At 46.1% G+C, this 20288-nt stretch carries 16 protein-coding genes and 1 pseudogene; 9 read left to right on the forward strand and 8 right to left on the reverse strand.

Features of this window, described 5'->3' with window-relative positions:
* Window positions 1-897 carry an ABC transporter ATP-binding protein gene (locus FCL46_RS27030; RefSeq protein ID WP_176371628.1) on the reverse strand — a complete coding sequence of 299 codons (897 nt, stop codon included), beginning with the start codon at window positions 895-897 and terminating at the stop codon, window positions 1-3.
* Between the two features lie 261 nt (window positions 898-1158).
* Between FCL46_RS27030 and FCL46_RS28380 the strand changes: the two genes are divergently transcribed.
* From FCL46_RS28380 to FCL46_RS27050, 4 genes are all read left to right on the forward strand, one after another.
* Complete coding sequence (locus tag FCL46_RS28380) at window positions 1159-1566, forward strand: Fur family transcriptional regulator (protein ID WP_167505940.1); 408 nt, start codon at window positions 1159-1161, stop codon at window positions 1564-1566.
* Window positions 1563-1796 (forward strand): ArsR family transcriptional regulator, encoded by a 234-nt coding sequence (locus tag FCL46_RS28385; protein ID WP_167505939.1) that lies wholly within the window; start codon window positions 1563-1565, stop codon window positions 1794-1796. Before FCL46_RS28380 ends, FCL46_RS28385 begins: the two co-directional genes overlap by 4 nt.
* A gap of 217 nt (window positions 1797-2013) precedes the next feature.
* Entirely contained in the window at window positions 2014-2871 is an 858-nt protein-coding gene (locus FCL46_RS27045) for a hypothetical protein (RefSeq protein WP_136808554.1), read from the forward strand.
* A gap of 217 nt (window positions 2872-3088) precedes the next feature.
* Entirely contained in the window at window positions 3089-3976 is an 888-nt protein-coding gene (locus FCL46_RS27050; RefSeq protein WP_136808553.1) for a hypothetical protein, read from the forward strand.
* Between the two features lie 141 nt (window positions 3977-4117).
* Here the strand turns inward: FCL46_RS27050 and acnA are convergent, their stop codons facing one another.
* Window positions 4118-6784 carry an aconitate hydratase AcnA gene (gene acnA / locus FCL46_RS27055; RefSeq protein ID WP_136808552.1) on the reverse strand — a complete coding sequence of 889 codons (2667 nt, stop codon included), beginning with the start codon at window positions 6782-6784 and terminating at the stop codon, window positions 4118-4120.
* Between the two features lie 143 nt (window positions 6785-6927).
* On the opposite strand from acnA, the gene FCL46_RS27060 reads away from it, so the two are divergent.
* From FCL46_RS27060 to FCL46_RS27080, 5 genes and pseudogenes are all read left to right on the forward strand, one after another.
* Window positions 6928-7698 (forward strand): inositol monophosphatase family protein, encoded by a 771-nt coding sequence (locus FCL46_RS27060; protein WP_228723295.1) that lies wholly within the window; start codon window positions 6928-6930, stop codon window positions 7696-7698.
* 247 nt (window positions 7699-7945) lie between these two features.
* Window positions 7946-10390 carry an endopeptidase La gene (gene lon / locus FCL46_RS27065; RefSeq protein WP_136808551.1) on the forward strand — a complete coding sequence of 815 codons (2445 nt, stop codon included), beginning with the start codon at window positions 7946-7948 and terminating at the stop codon, window positions 10388-10390.
* 376 nt (window positions 10391-10766) lie between these two features.
* A complete protein-coding gene (sdhA, locus tag FCL46_RS27070) occupies window positions 10767-12515 on the forward strand; it encodes a succinate dehydrogenase flavoprotein subunit (RefSeq protein ID WP_136808550.1) in 1749 nt (582 codons plus the stop codon).
* Between the two features lie 17 nt (window positions 12516-12532).
* Entirely contained in the window at window positions 12533-13246 is a 714-nt protein-coding gene (locus FCL46_RS27075; protein WP_136808549.1) for a succinate dehydrogenase iron-sulfur subunit, read from the forward strand.
* Between the two features lie 180 nt (window positions 13247-13426).
* Window positions 13427-13822: pseudogene (locus tag FCL46_RS27080) on the forward strand (cytochrome P460 family protein); the annotation flags it as partial.
* 186 nt (window positions 13823-14008) lie between these two features.
* On the opposite strand, the gene FCL46_RS27085 reads toward FCL46_RS27080, so the two are convergent.
* The 6 genes from FCL46_RS27085 to FCL46_RS27110 form a co-directional block, all read right to left on the reverse strand.
* Window positions 14009-14530 carry a hypothetical protein gene (locus tag FCL46_RS27085; RefSeq protein WP_136808548.1) on the reverse strand — a complete coding sequence of 174 codons (522 nt, stop codon included), beginning with the start codon at window positions 14528-14530 and terminating at the stop codon, window positions 14009-14011.
* Window positions 14531-14663: 133 nt separating this feature from the next.
* Entirely contained in the window at window positions 14664-15962 is a 1299-nt protein-coding gene (locus FCL46_RS27090; protein ID WP_136808547.1) for a CBS domain-containing protein, read from the reverse strand.
* Between the two features lie 200 nt (window positions 15963-16162).
* Entirely contained in the window at window positions 16163-16972 is an 810-nt protein-coding gene (locus tag FCL46_RS27095) for a M48 family metallopeptidase (RefSeq protein WP_136808546.1), read from the reverse strand.
* A 392-nt stretch (window positions 16973-17364) separates the two neighbouring features.
* The gene (locus FCL46_RS27100) at window positions 17365-17697 is read right to left on the reverse strand and encodes a hypothetical protein (protein ID WP_136808545.1); all 333 of its coding nucleotides are present in this window, start codon (window positions 17695-17697) and stop codon (window positions 17365-17367) included.
* A 143-nt stretch (window positions 17698-17840) separates the two neighbouring features.
* Window positions 17841-19163: a PhoH family protein gene (locus tag FCL46_RS27105; protein WP_136808544.1), complete on the reverse strand. Its 1323-nt coding sequence runs from the start codon at window positions 19161-19163 to the stop codon at window positions 17841-17843.
* On the reverse strand, window positions 19160-20260 hold the full coding sequence (locus FCL46_RS27110) for a M24 family metallopeptidase (RefSeq protein ID WP_136808543.1): 1101 nt from the start codon (window positions 20258-20260) through the stop codon (window positions 19160-19162). The genes FCL46_RS27105 and FCL46_RS27110 overlap by 4 nt, the downstream gene beginning before the upstream one ends.
* Between the last annotated feature and the right edge of the window lie 28 nt (window positions 20261-20288).

Raw genomic sequence — 20288 nt, forward strand, 5'->3', positions numbered from 1 at the left:
TCAGTCTCGCAATGTTTTTCCGGTGAGATGCAGGAAAACATCCTCAAGTGTCGGGGTGTGAATATTCATCCCGGAAAGTTGTATATTATTGCTGGTGAGCAGTTTGAGTGTGCGGTCGATGCTGTCTGTGTAGATAACGCCATTCCCGTCATGTACCTCCCAATGCAATTTAGCTGCTAATTCAGATGTGTTTTCGATACCATCAAAACTGTTGGCCGGGAGGGATAGCGTCGAGGTCTTGCAATGCGTTTCAATAAGTTCGCGGGGAGAACCCTGTGCGATTATCAGCCCACTGTCCATAATTGCAATTTCGTCGCATAAATGCTGCGCCTCTTCCATGGAATGCGTTGTCAGAATTATTGTTTTCCCTTCATCTTTAATCTGCTCAACGATCTGCCAGAGGTTATGGCGGGATTGCGGGTCGAGTCCGGTCGATGGTTCATCAAGAAAGATCAGGTCAGGATCATTTATCAGGGCAAGAGCGAGCATAAGGCGCTGCAGTTGCCCGCCTGATAGCTTGTCATTCTTTCTTTTCCTGAGTGAGCAGAGGTCACAACGCTTGATGAGTGGTTCAATATCGACAGGGTGTGCAAAGAGCTTGTGAAAACTTTTCAGGGTTTCCTCGACGCTGAGATAATTGAGCAGCGACGTATGCTGAAACTGAATTCCAATTTCCTCCCTGAATGAGGCAGTGCGTGGCGAACCTTTATAATAAATAGTCCCTGAGGTCGCAGGGATAATGTCTTCAACGATTTCTATGGTCGTTGTTTTTCCGGCACCGTTAGGGCCAAGCAATCCGAGACATACACCTCTGTCTACGCTAAACGAAACATCATGGACTGCAACGGTGTCCTTGTAGACTTTTTTAAGATTTCGAACATCAAGCAGAGGTACCATAACTGTAATGAATGTAGAGTGTTAGTAGCGAAAAAGCTTCTGTAGTTATTTCAATAATAGCAGATTTTTCAGTTTAATATACAGCCTGAATGTGAAGTTGGTAACATGGTAAATTTATATATGCAAGGAGTAGGTAGAAACAGTTAATGGGGCAAGGCAAGGTTGTGGGAATACAATCAAAGATATATTACGATTAAAAAAATATTGACTCGCAAACGATTCTCGTTTACATATAGTAATAATTATCAATAAGGGGATTCTATGCAGCTTCGAATGACCAACCAGCGGGAAATAATTCTCCGGGAACTGAAAAAGAGCCGAGAGCATCTTACTGCAGATGAGCTGTATGAGCGGGTTAAAAAGAGTATGCCCCGTATAAGTCTGGCAACAGTATACCGAAATCTGGAAATATTGTCTGAAGCTGGAATCATTGCAAAACTTGAAATGAGTGGTCGGCAGAAACGATTTGATTATGATGTTCGTGAGCATGACCACATTTATTGTATAAAATGCCAAAGGGTGGATAATCTTGAATTAGATCGAGATGCAATTCGCTCGGTAAACTATGAATCCGACAAAGGGTATTCAATTCAGGGGTATAGACTTGAGGTTGCCGGTATTTGTCCGGGATGTCAGCAAAAATTACGTTCAAAGGAGAACATGTCATGAGTTGTGGATGTGGAGCAAATACAGTTAGCGATGAGCAGAAGAAGATTCTTGAAGCATTAGTGAAAATTGACGGGCCGTGTGGAACCAAAGATGTCGTTGAAGAGACAGGTCTTGATAAAAAACTTGTCAGTGCGGCTATTACCAAAATGAAAAAGCAGGGTTTATGTGACAGTCCGGCTCGATGCAAACATGGTATCACTGATGATGGTCGTTCTGCTTTGAAGGCATAAGTATTGTAACTGGCAGTATGAATTACAAAAAGCCCCGGGAGTTTCTCCCGGGGCTTTTTGTCTTTACAGAGTGGTATAGATGATGCCGATACGGAGCTGATTATCCATCGGATTAAACAATTTGATCTATATGTCTGGTGCTCTATATTTGATACTTACTTCTTGTGAGCATTGTAAATGCGAACTTCATTCAAAGTAGACATGGTAAACTGCCGATATGCACGAATTGTCTTTACATGAAATCTCCCCCAAACTTGATGCACTGCCTACTTCGGGTATTGATACACTTTTCGAAAAAGGTACAGGTTTGCTTAACGAAGACGGTCAACTGGTAGGTGAACAGATTTATGGCGTTTTTGATGGTGCCACAAGTCTGAGTGGATCTATCTATGACGGACTTACTGGTGGGTATCTGGCATCACAGGCAGGGGTTGAAGTTTTTTCAGAAGACGACAGGTCGCTTACTGAGCTTGCTGCCTTAGCCAATACTACTATCTTTCATAAAATGGAGGGATATGGTGTTGATCTTGATCGAAAGGAAGAGCTATGGTCAACAAGTGCTGCTGTAGTTCGAACACAAGGTAACGAATTGGAGTGGTGTCAGGCGGGTGATTGCCGTATCCAGCTTATCTATACTGATGGATCAAGCCGCCAGCTTGTAGAACCACCCGATCATGATGCAGAGACTCTTGCGCTCTGGCAGAAAATAGCACCTGTCAGTCACCAGCCGATTCATGTTGCCCTCGCTGACAAAATTCTCGAAGTTCGCCGCAGGATGAATATCGACTATGGAGTGCTCAATGGAGAGCCTGATGCGCTTAAATTTGTACGTAGCGGCGTTGAGTCGCTAGATGATGTTTTCGCAGTTCTGCTTTACACTGACGGTTTGTATGTCCCTGATCTTTCATCCGGCAGATCCCACGCACAGGAAATCCTTTCACGCCTATTTATCATGGGTGGGCTTGAGGCTGTTCATCATCATATTAGATTACTGCAGGAAAGTGATCCTGATTGTCTTCTATATCCCCGCTTTAAAACCAGTGATGATATCAGTGCGATAGCACTATATCAATAATATTGAACACTATTTATAGTTAATTGCTGCTAATCCACCGATTTCGGTTGCGATTGGAGTGGTGTGCGCATTATAGTTTCAGGTTAAGAGCATTTGCCAGATGGTCGAAGTTGAACCCACTATTGAACGGCCATAAGCAGATAGGGAGTTTCCAGACAGCTTCTCGTGTCAGGAGCAAGTTGATAATCCGCAAATTCAATAACGATTCCGAGTGACCATGAAAAAGAAAGATGAAACGAAAGGTGGTGGACTGTTCAGAAAGATCAAAGCACGACTTTCCAATAGCGAGAAAGAAAAAATGAAGACCGTGCCTTTGGAGGAAGATTCTTCTGTTTCAGAAAACCTGCGAATGATGGAGGAATATTCATCTATCAAGCAAAACCCTGATCATATTACCGGATGGGATTTTGACCGGGCATTCGATTTTCTCGAGAACTATCCTGACTCTAGCTACGTTGCTAAGATAAAAGAAGATATGTATTCCACCAATAGCGAAACCTTGAAAGGATTGAGCTATCCGAGTGCCGTAAAAATACTCCAGCAAATGCCTGACCATCCTGGTGCTGCGTCTATTTTAAACGGTATGAGAAAGGTGGAGAAAGACTATATCCGCGAGTTGAAATCTGATACTATCGCCTTTATGCTCGAGGCTATTCCCGATCACCCGCTAAAGGTTGAACTGGCCACTGCACTTGCCACAAAGAACCTGACCAACGCTTACGACTTCATACAGAGCAATATCGATCACCCATGTACCAGAATCGTTATCCAGGCAATGTTTGAGCGCGATGCAAATATCGCGACACTGCTGTTGCATGAGAGTATGGATCACCCGCAGGTGGATGCAATATTCGAGGGTATGTATTCAATCAGCGAAGCAGCTGTTGCCAGGCTGATGCCTGACGCTATCATCTTCATTCTTGAGGTGGCATCTGATCATCCGTATGCCGATCAGCTTCTTGAAGCGCTTGTTGAAAAGAATTACATCAAGGCTTTCGACTTTGTTATCAGCAACCCGGATCACCAGCTTGCGGGTCAGCTCGCTGAGTTGATTGGTAAGAGAAAACCTGAACTCACAGCACTTCTGGAGAAAAACGCTAGCTAGTTTTTAACGCGCTAAACTAAAGCGCTTTAGAGCATGGGTTGAAAATAAAAATCCCCGACCATGAAATTCTGGTCGGGGATTTTTTTTGTTCCAATATCTATCACATGCTGAATGGTATGCGATAGATACAATGAAAGACAATTATTCTGCCATCATCTGTCGTAAGACAAATGGGAGGATTCCACCGTGTTCGAAATAGCTTACATCAACTTCGGTATCAAGTCGGGAGATAACGGTAAAAGAAACCTCTTTGCCATCTTGAGCGATGCTTCGTACCTTCAGCTCTTTTCGTGGAGCCATGTCTGCAAGGCCTTCTATAAAGAAGAGTTCATCCCCTTTGAGCCCCAGTGAACCAAGGGAGTCACCCGGGCTGAATACAAGCGGTAATACGCCCATACCTACAAGGTTGTTGCGGTGAATGCGCTCGTATGATTCGGCGATAACCGCTTTCACACCAAGCAGTGTACTGCCTTTAGCAGCCCAGTCACGCGACGAGCCTGTTCCGTATTCTTTGCCGGCCAGCACAATGAGCGGCACACCTTCCTGCTTGTATTTCATGGCGGCGTCGTAGTTGTACATCTCTGCACCCTCCGGGAACTTAAGAGTGAAGCTGCCCTCTTTTGGACTTACCATCAGGTTTTTTATCCTGATATTGCCAAACGTTCCGCGCATCATTACTTCATGGTTGCCACGCCGTGAGCCGTATGAGTTAAAATGAACCTGTTCCACACCCTGCTCGATCAGGTATTTACCAGCCGGATATTCGGGAGGAATGGCACCTGCAGGCGAGATATGATCGGTTGTAACGCTTTCGCCAAGCAGCAGAAATGCCCTGGCATCTTGCACATCGCCAGGCATAACCGGTTCCTGAGTGAAACCATCAAAGTACGGCGGCTTTTTGATATAGGTGGATTTTTCATCCCAGGTGTAGGTTGTACTCTGAGCTACATTCAGATTATCCCAGAATTGATCACCGGAGAAAATTTTACTGTACTGGAGAGCAAAGCTGCTCTTGGTTACATACTGTTTTACCAGCTTTTCAATATCTTCATGATCAGGCCAGAGCTCTTTTAGTAGCACGGGATTGCCGTTGGGATCGTAACCGACCGGTTCGGTGGTGAGATCAACATCAACTCTACCCGCCAGTGCAAAGGCCATTACCAGCATTGGGGATGCCAGATAGTTGGATTTTATTTTCTGATGGATACGTGCCTCAAAGTTCCTGTTACCGGAAAGCACCGCTGCGACGTTAAGGTCATGCTCACTGATTGCATCTTCAACTGCCGGATTGAGCGGGCCGCTGTTGCCTATGCAGGTGGTGCAGCCGAAGGCAGTAATATGAAAACCGAGTGCTTCATAGTACGGCATGAGCCCGGAGTCTTCGAGGTAGCTGCTCACGACGCGGGAGCCTGGGGCAAAAGAGGTTTTTACAAACCCCGGTACCTTTAATCCTCTTTTTACAGCTTCGCGGGCCATGAGTCCGGCCCCTACGAGAGCGTAAGGGTTAGATGTGTTGGTACATGAAGTGATGGCTGCGATGACAACACTGCCGTTACCAAGGTACTCCGGAGAGTTGTTCATGGTGATTTCGATAGCCTTGCCACGTGATGGAGGTGCTGTTGCATCAAGAATTGTGTTGAAGGCGGTTTTCATGCCTGAGAGCGCGATCCTGTCCTGAGGTCTTGCAGGTCCTGCGAGTGATGGTTCAACAGTGGAGAGGTCAATCTCAACCCGTGCAGTGTACTCTATCTCTTCTTCGCCATCATAAAACAGGCCGTTGGCTTTGTTGTAGATTTCAGTGAGTGCCGCCTGTTCTGATCGACCGGTTATCTCTAGATACTCAAGCGTCTTGTTGTCGACTGGGAAAAGGCCGAGAGTTGCACCATATTCAGGTGTCATATTCGAGACGGTTGCCCGATCAGGAATTGAGAGGTTTTGCAGGCCGGGTCCGAAAAATTCAACGAATTTCTCAACAACCTTGAACTCGCGCAGCATCTCTGTAATGGTCAGAACCATATCGGTTGCGGTAACGCCTGCGCGAAGACTACCGGTTAGGCGGACACCGATAACTTCTGGTATCGACATGTAATACGGCTGGCCAAGCATTACGGCTTCTGCCTCAATACCGCCAACTCCCCAGCCCATTACGCCGATTGCATTGATCATTGGTGTATGTGAATCAAGACCGACTACGGTATCGGGAAATGCAAGAGTCATGTCATCCATCTCATCAGCGATAACGACGCGCCCCAGATGTTCAAGGTTAACCTGATGACAAATACCTGAATTTGGTGGGACAACCTTGAAATTATCAAAACTTTTTTGAGCCCATTTCAAGAGGGTGTAGCGTTCGCTATTGCGTGAATATTCTTTTTCTACATTCTGGTCGAGGCTCTCTGTGGTACCTGAAAAGTCAACCTGAACAGAATGATCGACAACCAGTTCTACGGGGACCTGCGGATTGACCCTGGCCGGGTCGCCCCCGAGCTCCTTCACCGCATCACGCATGGCAGCAAGATCGACCACCGCCGGTACGCCGGTGAAGTCCTGCATCAGTACTCTGGCCGGGTGATAAGGAATTTCGAGCGGAGCATCGTAGCTTGTCTGCCAATTGGCGATGGCCTTTATGTCGTCTTCATTGACTATTTTGTCGTCATATTTTCGTAAGAGATTCTCGACAAGAATTCTGATGGAATAGGGCAGTCGCCCGATATTGCCAACGCCTTTGTTTGAGAGCTCGTGAATGTCGAAATAGGTATATTCTTTACCGTTGACCTGCAGTTTTTTTAGAAAATCGTTATGATTCATGGCAGTCCCCTTAGGTGAACCCGCTTCAGGTGGATGAGAGTCGAATGGATCGTGTTTTCAGAGAGAAACATGCTATAGTGATCATGATACTGAAAAACAGGCTGTAAGGCGAGTGGAATAGATAATTTCTTCAGGCGATTACCATGATTGATACCTTTATGAAGAGGATTGCCAGGGCGGCAGGTGATATCTGTATTCAGGAATCCCTTACTTTTGAAACTGACGATGTTGAGTATAAAGGTGTAACCGACCTTGTGACCCCTGTTGATCGAAAGGTTGAAGATTATTTACGTGATGAAATCACCAGGCACTATCCGGAACATACGATAATCGGTGAAGAGCGCGGCACATCACAAACTGGCAGTGACAGTTGCTGGATAATAGATCCGATAGATGGCACCACATCCTATGTACATGGACTGCCGGGATATACGGTTTCCATAGCCTTGCAGCAGGGAGGTGAGTTGGTTGCGGGGAGTGTCTATGCGCCGGTCCTCAACCAGATGTTTTTTGCGGAAAAGGGAAAAGGTGCAACTGTAAATGGTAATCCGATAGCTGTCTCAAGGCGACAGACCCTTATTCAGTCGGTGCTTACCACAGGCTTTGCCTGTATTCGTGACGGACAGGAAAAAAATAACCTCGAAGCCTTTAACAGGATTATGTTGAGGGTCCGGGATATCCGCCGTCATGGCTCTGCCGCACTCGACCTTGCCTGGGTCGCAGCCGGCAAGATGGATGGGTATTGGGAGCGGTGCCTGAATATCTACGATGTTGCTGCGGGGGTACTGCTTGTCAGGGAAGCGGGTGGGACTGTGTGTGATTTTTCCGGAGGCAAAGAATATCCAAAGAACGGTATTGTAGCAACAAACGGCCTGGTTCATTTAGAGCTTATGGAACTGCTCGCAAATGAGTAACGTTATTTAATTAAAGCGTATTTTATTAACAATTCGACATTAAAGTACTTCCGTAACGCTCAAATCGTGCTTACCAATATGTTCATGGGGAGGCAGGACAATTGCCTTGACTTTTAAGCTGCTGAAATTGTATTTAAAAAAAAGGCGCTCGCCTGTTGAAAACACATTAATTCACTTATGCCGGTTCTGGTAACCGCTCTTATCAAGGTTGCTGTTAGCCGGTTTTGCAGGGACAAGGAGAAAATACATGGATGAAAAACCGACTGTTTTGACCCCGGATGGCATCGATTCTCCCGAAGATGAGAAAACCGCAGAAGGATCAGACAAGTCATTAATGGTCTCGAAGGATCTGCTTCCGGAAAAACTCCTCATAATTCCGCTTCATGATCGTCCGATGTTCCCGAAGATGATGGGGCCGATTATCGTAGACGATCCAAAGGTTCAGGAAGCACTGATGGAGAGAGGAGAGCAGTCGGGTCCTCTGTATCTCGGTCTTTTACTGACTGTACCTACAGAGGATGCGATGCCTCGGCGACCGGAAGATCCCGACGATTTCTTTAATGTTGGTGTGGTAGTTAGAGTTGTTCAGGCTACTCCGCCCAGAGAGCCTGGCGAGCCGTTGCAGCTTATGGCGCAGGCGCTGGAGCGATTTGAAGTTCTGCATCTCTATCGTAAGGACACTGTTTTCTATGCCGAGGCTAATTATCTGTATAGTGAGAAGATTGAAAACACCGAAGAATTAAAAGCCTATTCAGTCGCGATCATCGACTGCATAAAAGAGCTGGTGGCGCTTAATCCACTCTTTAAAGAAGGCTTGTCTCTTCTTATTGAGCGAATAAATCTCAGTGATCCGAGTGCGCTTGCCGATTTTTCAGCGTCCATGACAACCTCATCCGGCTCGGATATCCAGAAAATTCTTGAGCTTGAGGATGTTCGAAAACGTATCGAAGCATCTCTTGTTCTGCTACGAAAAGAGCTTGAAATATCGAAGCTTAAGGCACAGATTTCCAAGCGAATTGAAGAGCAGCTTTCAAAGCAGCAACGTGAGTTTTTCCTCAAGCAGCAGCTGCAGGAGATCAAGAAAGAGCTCGGTATTGCAAAGGATGATACCCAGGCTGAGATTGAGAAATACGAAAAGCGTCTCAAAAAACTTGTCCTGAGTGAAGAAGCACGTGTCAAGGTCAAGGAAGAGATCGAAAAGCTCAGGCTGCTTGGACCGTCTTCTGCCGAATTCAACGTAAGTCGTGCGTATCTCGACTGGCTGACAGTTCTGCCATGGGGCGTATTTACCAAGGATAATTATAATCCAACCAAAGCCGAGAAAATCCTTGATAAGGATCATTACGGCCTTGATGATGTCAAAGAGCGCATTTTAGAATTGATTAATGTCGGTATTGTAAAAGGTGATCTTTCTGGTTCGATTATCCTGCTTGCAGGTCCTCCAGGTGTTGGTAAAACCTCTATCGGGCAATCAATTGCCAAAAGTCTTGGTCGTGAGTTTTACAGGTTTTCCCTTGGCGGCATGAGGGATGAAGCAGAGATTAAGGGACATCGCCGAACATATATCGGTGCTATGCCGGGTAAATTTGTTCAGGCGATTAAGACCTGCAAGACCTCTAATCCGGTGATCATGCTTGATGAGATTGATAAAATCGGTGCCAGTTTCCGTGGCGACCCTGCTTCGGCTCTGCTTGAAGTACTTGATCCTGAGCAGAACAAGGATTTCCTCGATCATTATCTTGATGTACGGTTTGACCTTTCCAAGGTGCTGTTTATCTGTACGGCGAACCAGCTGGATACCATCCCCGGGCCGCTGCTTGACCGTATGGAGATGATTCAGCTTCCCGGATATATCTTGAAAGAAAAGGTTGAGATTGCCAGCAGGCATCTGATTCCTAAGCAGATAAAGAATCACGGTCTTACAACCAAGCAGATAAAAATTCCGCGACCTGTTGTCACAGCGATCGTTGACGGCTGGGCGCGTGAAGCAGGTGTCCGTGGTCTTGAGAACTGCATCAAAAAGATCATCAGAAAGGCGGTCACCAGAATTGTCAAAAAACCTGATGAGGTTGTAAAGATCAAAAAGGAAGAGCTTGTTGATCTTCTTGGCAAGCAGGTCTTCACTGAAGGAAAGGCGTTTAAGAAGCCACGTGTCGGGGTAATTCAGGGTCTTGCGTATACATCAATGGGAGGTACGACTCTCTACATAGAATCTATTCCTGTTCCAACTGGTAGTCCGGGCTTTAAGCAGACCGGTCAGCTGGGTAAGGTAATGGTTGAGTCTTCCGAGATCGCATACAGTTATGTGCGTTCCATGTTGAAGGACAATAAGGAGGCTACAGAGTTCTTTAAAGAGAGCTTTGTTCATCTTCATGTGCCTGCCGGAGCAACACCAAAGGATGGGCCGTCAGCAGGTGTTACCATGGCGTGTTCACTCTATTCTCTGGCGATGAATAAACCAATTGTAGAAAAAACTGCAATGACTGGTGAGCTGACATTGAGCGGACTGGTTATGCCGATTGGTGGCGTGAAGGAAAAGATCATCGCTGCAAAACGTTCTGATGTTAAGCAGGTACTTTTACCAAAAGAAAACGAAGGCGACTTTGAACTGCTGCCTGACCATATCAAGGAGGGGATTGATGCTCATTTCGTATCCTCCTTCGATGAGGTGTTAAAGATTTGTTTTCCATAGAAACTGAGTAAACGAAAAACATAGTGGGGATGTAAGGTGTCCGCTGGAAGGCCGACAATCGTGAATACACGGTTGTCGGCCTTTTTTGTGTGGTGTGTACGTCATTGATGTTGCGAATTGACGTTCGAATAAAAAGTCCTTGTTTGACGACCACTATCTTGCTTAAATGATTAGAGGTGATTGTTGTTGTAAGACTACGTCATCAAGAATAACACGCTCCTTACGTTCTGAAAGGAGTTCTTTATTACGTACAGAAATATAAAAAAATCAACATGGCCGGTTGCTCCGGTCGTGTTTCAGGGTGGTTAATTATACGACCCTTTTCGCTTTTCCATATAGTTGTTAGCCGGTAAGGACGTGGAATTCATCCAACACTATGGAGGTGCTTGTGATCCATCAATTCGATACGGTTATAGTCGGCTCAGGTGGTGCAGGGCTTTATGCTGCACTTGAAGCCAGTAAGAAATCCAAAACTGCTGTTTTGTCAAAGTTGTACCCTGTTCGCAGTCATACCGGAGCTGCTCAGGGAGGAATCAGCGCAGCTCTTGGCAATGTTGAAGAAGACAAGGCCGAATGGCATGCCTTTGATACGGTAAAGGGTGGTGACTATCTCGTCGACCAGCAGGCGGCAAAGATTCTTACAGAAGAGGCTATACAGGCGGTTTACGATCTTGAGAACCGCGGCCTGCCGTTTAACCGCACTTTAGAAGAAAAGATAGATCAGCGGCGCTTCGGAGGCCATACCAGAAATTTCGGTGAAGGGCCGGTCAAACGTGCCTGTTATGCTGCGGATCGTACAGGACACATGATTTTGCAGACACTTTACCAGCAATGTATCAAAAACGACGTGTCATTTTTTGATGAATATCAGGTGCTCGATCTGATTTTGGAAAAGGATGTCTGCAAAGGCGTTGTAGTCGTTGAGTTGGCGACCGGAGAAATGCATATTTTTGCTGCTAAAGCGGTACTCTTTGCAACGGGTGGTTTTGGCCGGATGTTTAAAATCACCTCAAATGCCTATGCAAATACAGGGGATGGCCCTGCAGTTTGTGCAAGAAAAGGTATACCGATTCAGGATATGGAGTTTTTTCAATTTCATCCTACCGGCATAATGGGCCTTGGTATTCTGATATCAGAGGCAGTCCGTGGTGAAGGAGGCATACTGCGAAACAACAGTGGTGAGCGTTTTATGGAGCGCTATTCACCGACTCTGCTTGATTTAGCCCCGCGCGATATCGTTGCCCGATCAATAATGACCGAGGTTCTGGACGGTAAGGGAATTCGTGGAGACGGTAAAATAGATGACTATGTCTATCTTGATGCGACGCATCTCGGTAAAGAAGTCCTGATGAAGAAGCTTCCGGACATTACAGATTTCTGCAAGACCTACCTGGGGATTGATCCAGCGGATAAACCTATACCAGTATTACCGACAGCCCATTATGCGATGGGCGGCATTCCGACTGATGTTCATGGAAGAGTTCTAAAGGATAAAAATAATACGGTAGTCGAAGGATTATATGCGGCCGGTGAGTGCGCATGTGTATCTGTTCATGGTGCGAACCGGCTGGGGACCAACAGCTTACTCGATCTCGTAGTCTTCGGGCGGCGCGCAGGCCAGCATATTGCTGAATATGTGAAAAGTGCAACGCTATCAGAACCAGACGCATCCGCAGCGGATGCAGCAAAAGCTTGGATTGGCAGGATGACCGATGGCAGGGAAGGTCCACACGGCGGTCATATCACTGATGAGATGCAGACGACCATGATGGAAAAAGTGGGTATTTACCGCAATGAACAAAAAATGGAACAGGCGGTACAGGAGGTTCAGGAGCTGAGAAAACGCTATCTGAATGTGCGTGTGCAGGATAGTGCTAAAAGCTTCAATACCGATCTGCTTGAGATGATTGAATTAGGAAATCTACTGGATCTTTCACTTATAACCGCCACAGCGGCCTTGAAACGGCAGGAGAGCAGGGGAGCTCATAGCAGGGAGGATTACTCAGAACGTGACGATGATGGCTGGCTGGTGCATTCTCTGGCATACCTGGAAGGCGATTCAGTCCGTCTCGACTATAAACCGGTTGATACCTCGATCTGGGAACCCAAACCTCGTACGTACTGAGAATAAAGGAGCCGAGTATGAACATCATCCTTAAAATACAGCGATACAATCCTGATACCGACAAGGCACCATATTTTCAGGAATACACTGTTGAAGCAGGCCCGAATGAACGGCTTCTCGATGCGTTGATGACAGTAAAACGTTTTCAGGACGGCAGTCTCGGGTTTAGAAAGAGTTGCGCTCATGGTGTCTGCGGTTCTGATGCCATGCGGATTAATGGTAATGATGGGTTGGCCTGTAAAACGTTGATCAAAGAACTGGCGGAAAATGATGGTGATATGATCACTGTTGAGCCGCTTAGCCATCTTCCGGTTCAACGTGATCTTATTGTCGATCAGGATCAATTTTTTGAAAAGTACCGGGAGGTAAAGCCCTTTCTCATTAACGATGAAGAAGTGGATGGCCAGGAGCGGATTCAGTCGCGTGAAGAGCGTATGGTCTTTGATGATACAACCAATTGTATCCTTTGCGCCTCGTGTTATTCTGCATGCCCGGTGCTTGATGAGAATCCAAATTTTCTCGGGCCTGCAGCAATAGCCCAGGCCTTTCGCTTTAACGCCGACTCGCGTGATAACGGAATAGACGAACGCTTACAGATACTCGATACTCCAGATGGAGTCTGGTCATGCGATAACCACTTCAAATGCACCAAAGCGTGTCCAAGATCTATCCTGATAACAAAACGAATCAATCAAACGAAAAAGGTGATCAAGGATAAGCGTGGTGAGTAAAGGTGTGGATGCTTTTTGGGAGGATTGACACTTTAAAATTGGCTAATTTATTATTTATTTTTAGAAGGTTACAAGGCGAGATGCGACTATTGAACTAATGGGGTTGTTCTGCATAACGTATGGTTTGACCGTTAAAAGAGGTGACCTATGAAGTATCGTAATGTTTCGTGTTGTATTAGTATGTTTTCGTTTTTATTAGCAATATTTCCTGTTTTGGCAACTGCAGCAGATCATACTCCTGCGCCTTCTCATGAAATTACATACCCGGTCGGCTGGCAGAGTTGGGCTACGATAGCTGTGTCTCATCGAACAGATAATAAAACAATTCGTACTATCCTTGGTAACGATGTTGCTGTGCAGGCGGCACGAACTGGTAAAACTAATCCATGGCCTGACGGCGCAATACTCGGTAAAGTTGTCTGGAAGGATACGCAACTTGAAGATTGGGATGAAGCTACTGTTCCAGGGGAATTTGTTCATGCTGAGTTTATGTTCAAGGACTCAAAGAAATATGCCAAAGACTATGGATGGGGTTGGGCGCGTTGGCAAGGTCTGGAGCAGAAACCGTTTAACAAAGGTGCACAAGTTTGCGTTTCCTGTCATACACCTGTCGAGGAGCGGGATTGGGTATTCACAGATCCTGCGGTATTTCCTAAATAGGCTTCGGGTGGAAACTACGTAGCCAACAAGGAAATTCTATCACTGCATTTAGTGATGTGATATCAATAGGGGAGTCTCGGATGATGAGACTCCCTGGCATTTTTAATGCGGTGTTTCAAAGCTATCAAGCAACAGTTCGGCAGATTCAGGTTCGACTGCTTTAACTTCCGGATTACTGTTTAATATCCGTGCGCAGGAGTTCCAGCGCAAAACCGCTTCCTGGCTTTTCGGGTTGTCATTGCTGAGGACGTTGTCGAAGGCTTCCATCGCTTTAAGAAACCATTCATAGGCTGCTGTTCCAGCACCTGGCCCACCTTTTTTGAGATGGTATTTAGCGCAACGCTCATAAATAACACCAAGGTAATATGACTTGCTGTAACTTCCATCAAGTTTCGGAACAATTTCCTGCGCCTGTTCAAACGAAGGGGTAAGGCCTGAGTGTGGGAATTTATCGGTTAAGGCGAGGAGCAGAGTTATAAGTGCTTCCTGATTATCAGGAGTGGCCGCGAGTATGTCCAGGCAAATGGATTCTGCATCATCAGGCTCGTTGAGTAGTCTGTAACGTTGAGCTCTTTTGAGTGAAGATTCGATTGCACCAGGATCCAGAGCTTTTAATTCGAACATTTCTTCCTCCGTGGTAATACAGATGTTGTGACTGCAGTCGGTGGATAGGTATACTCGAATTATACGATCATGAGAGACAATTACAAGGGTCTCTAATAGATAAGTGATTCTACGAAGACCCTCATTATATAGGTTATTCCGGTAGTAAGTTGTAGAAAAAATTCAGGATGTCTGTGCGGGTAACGATGCCGATCACCTTGCCTTCATGTACCACAGGGAGATGTCCAATATTTTTTTCGAGCATTAACCTGCCGACCTGTGCCGGGATGGCATCAGGAGCAACGCTTTGCAGGTCTCTTGCCATATAGGCTTTAACCGGTTTGTCCCAGTGCTTATCGAACTTGAGTTTCTTGAAGTCCCACAGAACGACAATCCCATGTAATTCATCATTTTCCATAACCAGAACACCCCGTATCTTCTCTTTAGACATCAGGGCATGAACATCACGCATGGGTGTATCAGGCGTGACGGATTTAACAGGAAATGACATCAGGTCAGCAATGCGGGCTCCTTCCTGTTGTTCAGATTCAAGCAGATTAATTATTGCCTGTTTAACTTCTTCTGGGGATTGCTCATCAGTTTTAATGGTGACTGAGCCTGCGCCGGAATGACCGCCGCCGCCAAGTTGCACCATGATCCGACCGATATCAATAGATTCAACACCGCTTCTGCCGATAACAGTGGCACGTCCATTGGTTACGAAAATAACAAATATCGCGTCGACGTTAATGATGGAACGGTACATATTAACGATGCCCGACAGCGTTGTTACCTTGCCATCCAGAGGGACAATGTTAAAGCCGATCTCTTGATCAAGGATGGTACGCTTTTCAGTACCTTTCATCATCTCAAAGAGAATTTCCTTCTGCTTTTCCTCATATGGAGGATTGAGAAAGAATGCAGCGACATTGAGATCCGCGCCCTGCTCAAGCAGATATGCGGCAGCATAGGCATCTTCAGGAGTAGTTGAAGGAAACGTAAGGTGTCCTGTATCCTCGTAGAGCCCAAGCAGCATGACGGTGGACATCAGAGGATTGAGTTCTATCTCACGTTTTTTAAACTCTCTGATAAAGAGGGTTATGGTCGCGCCGATATCTTCCTGACATATCCAGTCCGCCTCAATGTTACCACCATGCATATGGTGGTCCCAGAGATGAATTTCGAGATCATCCCTTTTGCGCAGTTTGTCCATCCTGTCGAGACGTTGCCAGGCGGGGGTGTCGACTACAATAAGCCGTGAAACCTCATCGTGCTTCACCTCCTGTGGGAGGATCAGATTAAAGGCGGTCTTATGGGTTGATAGAAATCGACGTACATTGCGGCTTACTTCCTTTGGGACTACTCCGACGCTTCCGGGATAGATAAGCGTAGCTGCAACAATAGATGCAAGAGCATCGAAATCGGTTTGCTTGTGTGATGTGATAATCTGCATGGTTAAAGAGGTGGAACAAAAACGCGAGAAAGTATAGTTAAATGTTTAAGCTCAATGAATATCCTGAGCCTACCATACTTTCGTGTCGGGGCAAATGGATTCCGTAGATAAAGAGAGGGAGACCGGACATTCAACAAAAGGATATGGCTGAACGTCCGGTATATTCTATACGCATATGGGGTGCTGCTGAATGTTACAAATTAATTCAGCGGATAAATCGGCCTATCACCCTTCTGCAGATAATAGGGCATCATTTTGTCTGCAAGATTGTTAAGAGTTGATTGACGGTTCGTTGGAGAAGGATGGGTAGACATGAATTCGGGAGGTGTTGACCCACCGACTTTCGCCATCTTTTCCCAGAGTGTTGCTGCAGCGCGAGGATTGTAACCGGCGCGTGCGGCGAGTTCTATACCCATCAGGTCGGCTTCAGATTCAGATGTGCGGCTGTTTGGCAGGGTGATTGCCATGGCAGCTGCAAGAGCACTACCTGAAAGAGCTACACCGGCATATTCACTGTCACCGGCAACCATCGCCACACCCATCATACCCATCTGGGTTGCGAGCGCGACTGACATTCTTTCAGCGGTGTGATTTGCCAGAGCATGTGAGATTTCATGCCCCATTACCTGGGCAAGCTCATCATCCGTTGGCTTTACCTTGTCTAGCAACCCGGTATATACAGCCATTTTTCCACCAGCCATACACCATGCATTTACTGTATCGGGTTCATCGATAACCTTTACGCTCCATTCCCAATCACGGGTCTGTGGAAATTGTTGAATAGCCTGAGCAATGATTTTGCCTGTAATAATTTGTACACGGCGTGCGGTTGCTCGGTTTGAGTCAACTTTCCCTTCTTTTTGCAAAGGAAGAAGTGTCTGAACATATGCTTCACGGGATGCACTGATCGCCTGCTCCGGGCTGACGAGCATGAGTTGCGATCGGCCTGTGGGGCTGGTTGCACAGGCTGTGAGGGCAAGCAGAAGAATAGCGCATAGCCAGTTTTTCATTGTCTGTACTCCTTGTGATATGATGCTGAAAAATACAAAATGTTTGGAACATATAGAGTTAAATTGTTACCTAAACAACACAATAGAGGTTATGGGAATGTAAAATATTGAGAATGCCCTTTCCTCCCAGCCCTTTGTCATTTCGATAATAACAATGCTTTAAGGTAAACATAGGCTCCGATATCAACATATGTCTATTCCCGGACAGGCCTCCTTGGTATCACTTTTTTAGGTTACTGGAATTTCTGCCGTAACCGGCTTGTCATCTTTGACAAAAAAATAAGAGTGAATTGGTTGGTTGTCTATTGAGGTAATCTCAAAGAATATGACAAAGGGAAACCACTTCTGGTTTCCCTTTGTCATATTACTAAATAGTAAATCCTGAGGAGTAATCAGGAGTAGATCATCTCTTCTGTTACCATCTTGTCGATGAAATCGAGTACGAACTGGCGTTGCATAGGAGTCGCATGAGCGATGCAGGTGCAGTGCAGATTTGATTTGCTTCTAACCAGAAACTCAAAGCGAACAAGAGACCTTTCAACTTCTACAGCAAGATAAAAGGGGCCGTGATCTTCGTGTCCCTGCTGTGCTTCTGAGAGAAGGTCAGGTGGCAGAACAAACCAGTAGAGACCGACCATCGGTCCTGCAGTGAGAGTTCGCTTAAGGTATGAGTCAATGTTATCCCGCTCCATTGGTGAGAGATCGTCAATTACAAACTGGCGCATAGTGCTCTTTAAAAAGTAATATCAGCGCTGGGAGTTATACCGTGAAGGACCCTGATAGATTCTGCACGGCGCTGTACCGGTACCAGGCTAAAAGTTTTTATCGTCGCTCCGGATCGCGAAATTTCAATAGCATACAGTATAGATTATAGAAAATCAGCTGCTATAGAGGACAGCGGACTTCGTTCACTTTTACTTAAAGTAACATGGCCATAAATCGGCTGGCCTTTCAATTTTTCGACAGCATAGGATAAACCGTTTGAAGAGGAATCGAGATACGGATTATCTATCTGGTTCGGGTCGCCGGTAAGTACCATTTTAGTATTTTCACCGGCGCGACTGATGATTGTTTTCACTTCGTGAGGAGTGAGGTTCTGGGCCTCATCAACAATAACATATTGGTCAGGAATCGAACGACCGCGGATATAGGTGAGTGCCTCAAGTTCGATATGCTGTTCACGCAACAACTGATCAACTTTTCCCTGAACTGTCCCTTCTTCAAAGTTATGGTTCATTCGCATCAGGTAAATGAGGTTGTCGAAAATTGGTTGCATCCAGAGATTCAGCTTTTCATCTTTGGTGCCGGGGAGATATCCGATATCTTTGCCCATAGGAATGATAGGGCGCGAAACCAGGACCTTCTCATAGATTTCTTTTATCAAGACTGACTCAAGCCCTGCCGCAAGGGCAAGCAGTGTTTTTCCAGTACCGGCTCTACCAATAAGGGTAATGAGATTAATGTTTGGATCGAGCAATAAATCAAGCGCCATTCGCTGCTCTTTGGAGCGGGACCTGATATGCCAGGCTGTTTCAGTCTCTTTGTTTAACTGAACGATCGTATCGGCTCCGATGGCACGGCCCATTGCGGAATGTTTGGGGTTGGTTTCATCCTGAAGAAGAATGAATTCATTGGTAAGAAAATCAGAATTTTCGACAGTGATTTTTTTATCCTTATAAAACTGGTCGATGACATTGGAGGCAACTTCCTGTGATTGCCAGCCGGTATAGAGAGAATCAAAGTCGCATTTCTGCTTCTCGAAATCCATTACGGCTATGCCGAGAGCATCAGCCTTGAGGCGCGAGTTGATATCTTTAGATACAAAGATTACCTGTTCACCCTGATTTTTGAGTGAGTTGGCGACGGCGAGGATGCGGTTGTCCGGTACGGACATATCCATGAAGATACCGGGCATATCATGCTTTTCGACAGTGATTTTCAGGATGCCGCCGTTACTCATAACCACCCCGTCCCGAAGGTTACCTTTGGTCCGGAGTTTGTCGAGCCTTCGAATGACGTGCCTGGCACTGCGGCCGAGCTCGTCATTGTGACGTTTAAAACTATCGAGTTCTTCAATAACTGTCATTGGCAGCACAACCGTATTGTCTTCAAACGAGATTATTGACTCAGGGTTGTGCAGCAGGACATTGGTATCGAGTACAAAATATTTCGGTGGTTTTGGTATGGTCATAAATCAAGCCAGGTTGTATCGACATTAAGATCTTCGCAACCGTCTTTACGAACCACAACCATATTTTCCAGCCGGATTCCACCCCAGCCGGGAATGTAGATCCCGGGTTCAACGGTAACTATCATGCCCGCTTGTAATTTCTGACGGGCTCTTGGGGCGACGCGGGGCGCTTCATGCACGGCGAGTCCGACTCCGTGGCCGAGGCTATGACCGAAATATTCACCATATCCGGCTTCAGCGATGACATCACGGGCAGCCTTATCTACGTCAATTCCACAGACACCTGCCCGAACAGCTTTTATACCGGCTAACTGCGCTTTACGAACGATACGATGAATTTTTTTATACTTTTTATCTGCTTTACCCGGAACAAACGTGCGGGTCATATCCGAGCAGTACCCGTTTAACACCAAACCCATATCAATGGTGATTGGCCTGTTTTTTTGAATAAATGCACTTGATGGCACCGCATGGGGCAGGGCACTGTTATCACCGGATGCGACAATAGAATCAAAGCTTGCACCTTCAGCACCTTTTTTGCGCATGGCTGATTCAATAGCAAGCGCGATATCTATTTCTGTCTTTTTAGCATTGATGATAGGGTAGATTTCAAGAAAAACCTCTTCGTTTAATGCGACGGATTTACGAATGAGATCAATCTCTTCCTCATCCTTGATCAGTCGCATTTTCTCGATTAGGCCTGCAACGGGGACAAGAGTAATCCCAGGTTTGGCAAATGCCTTTTGCATAGTCTCATGGGTTGAATGCAGCATATAATCTGATTCAAACCCGAGCTTTTTCATCTCAAGCGAGGGCAGCAGCTTTTTAAGTAGTGCTGTAAGACCACGCTTATACAATTTTACCTTGAGGTGTTGTACTTCACGCTCGGCCTGCAACTTGAAACGAAAATCAGTCAGTAGCAGACCTTCGCCTCGTGCGGGGATGAGCAGCACGCCCGAACTTTCGCCGATATTGTGGTCTACTGCAGAGTATCCGCTCAGGTAACGGCGGTTGTGCGGTTCGGTTACAAGCAGTCCGTCCAGCTGTTTTTTTCGAAGTCGCTTCTGCAGTTTTGCAATGCGTTTGCTGTAATCCATAAAGAACCCTCAAGGTTGCGATGAAAAA

This window comes from Desulfosediminicola flagellatus (assembly GCF_005116655.2).
Classification (GTDB): Bacteria; Desulfobacterota; Desulfobulbia; order Desulfobulbales; family Desulfocapsaceae; genus Desulfopila; species Desulfopila flagellata.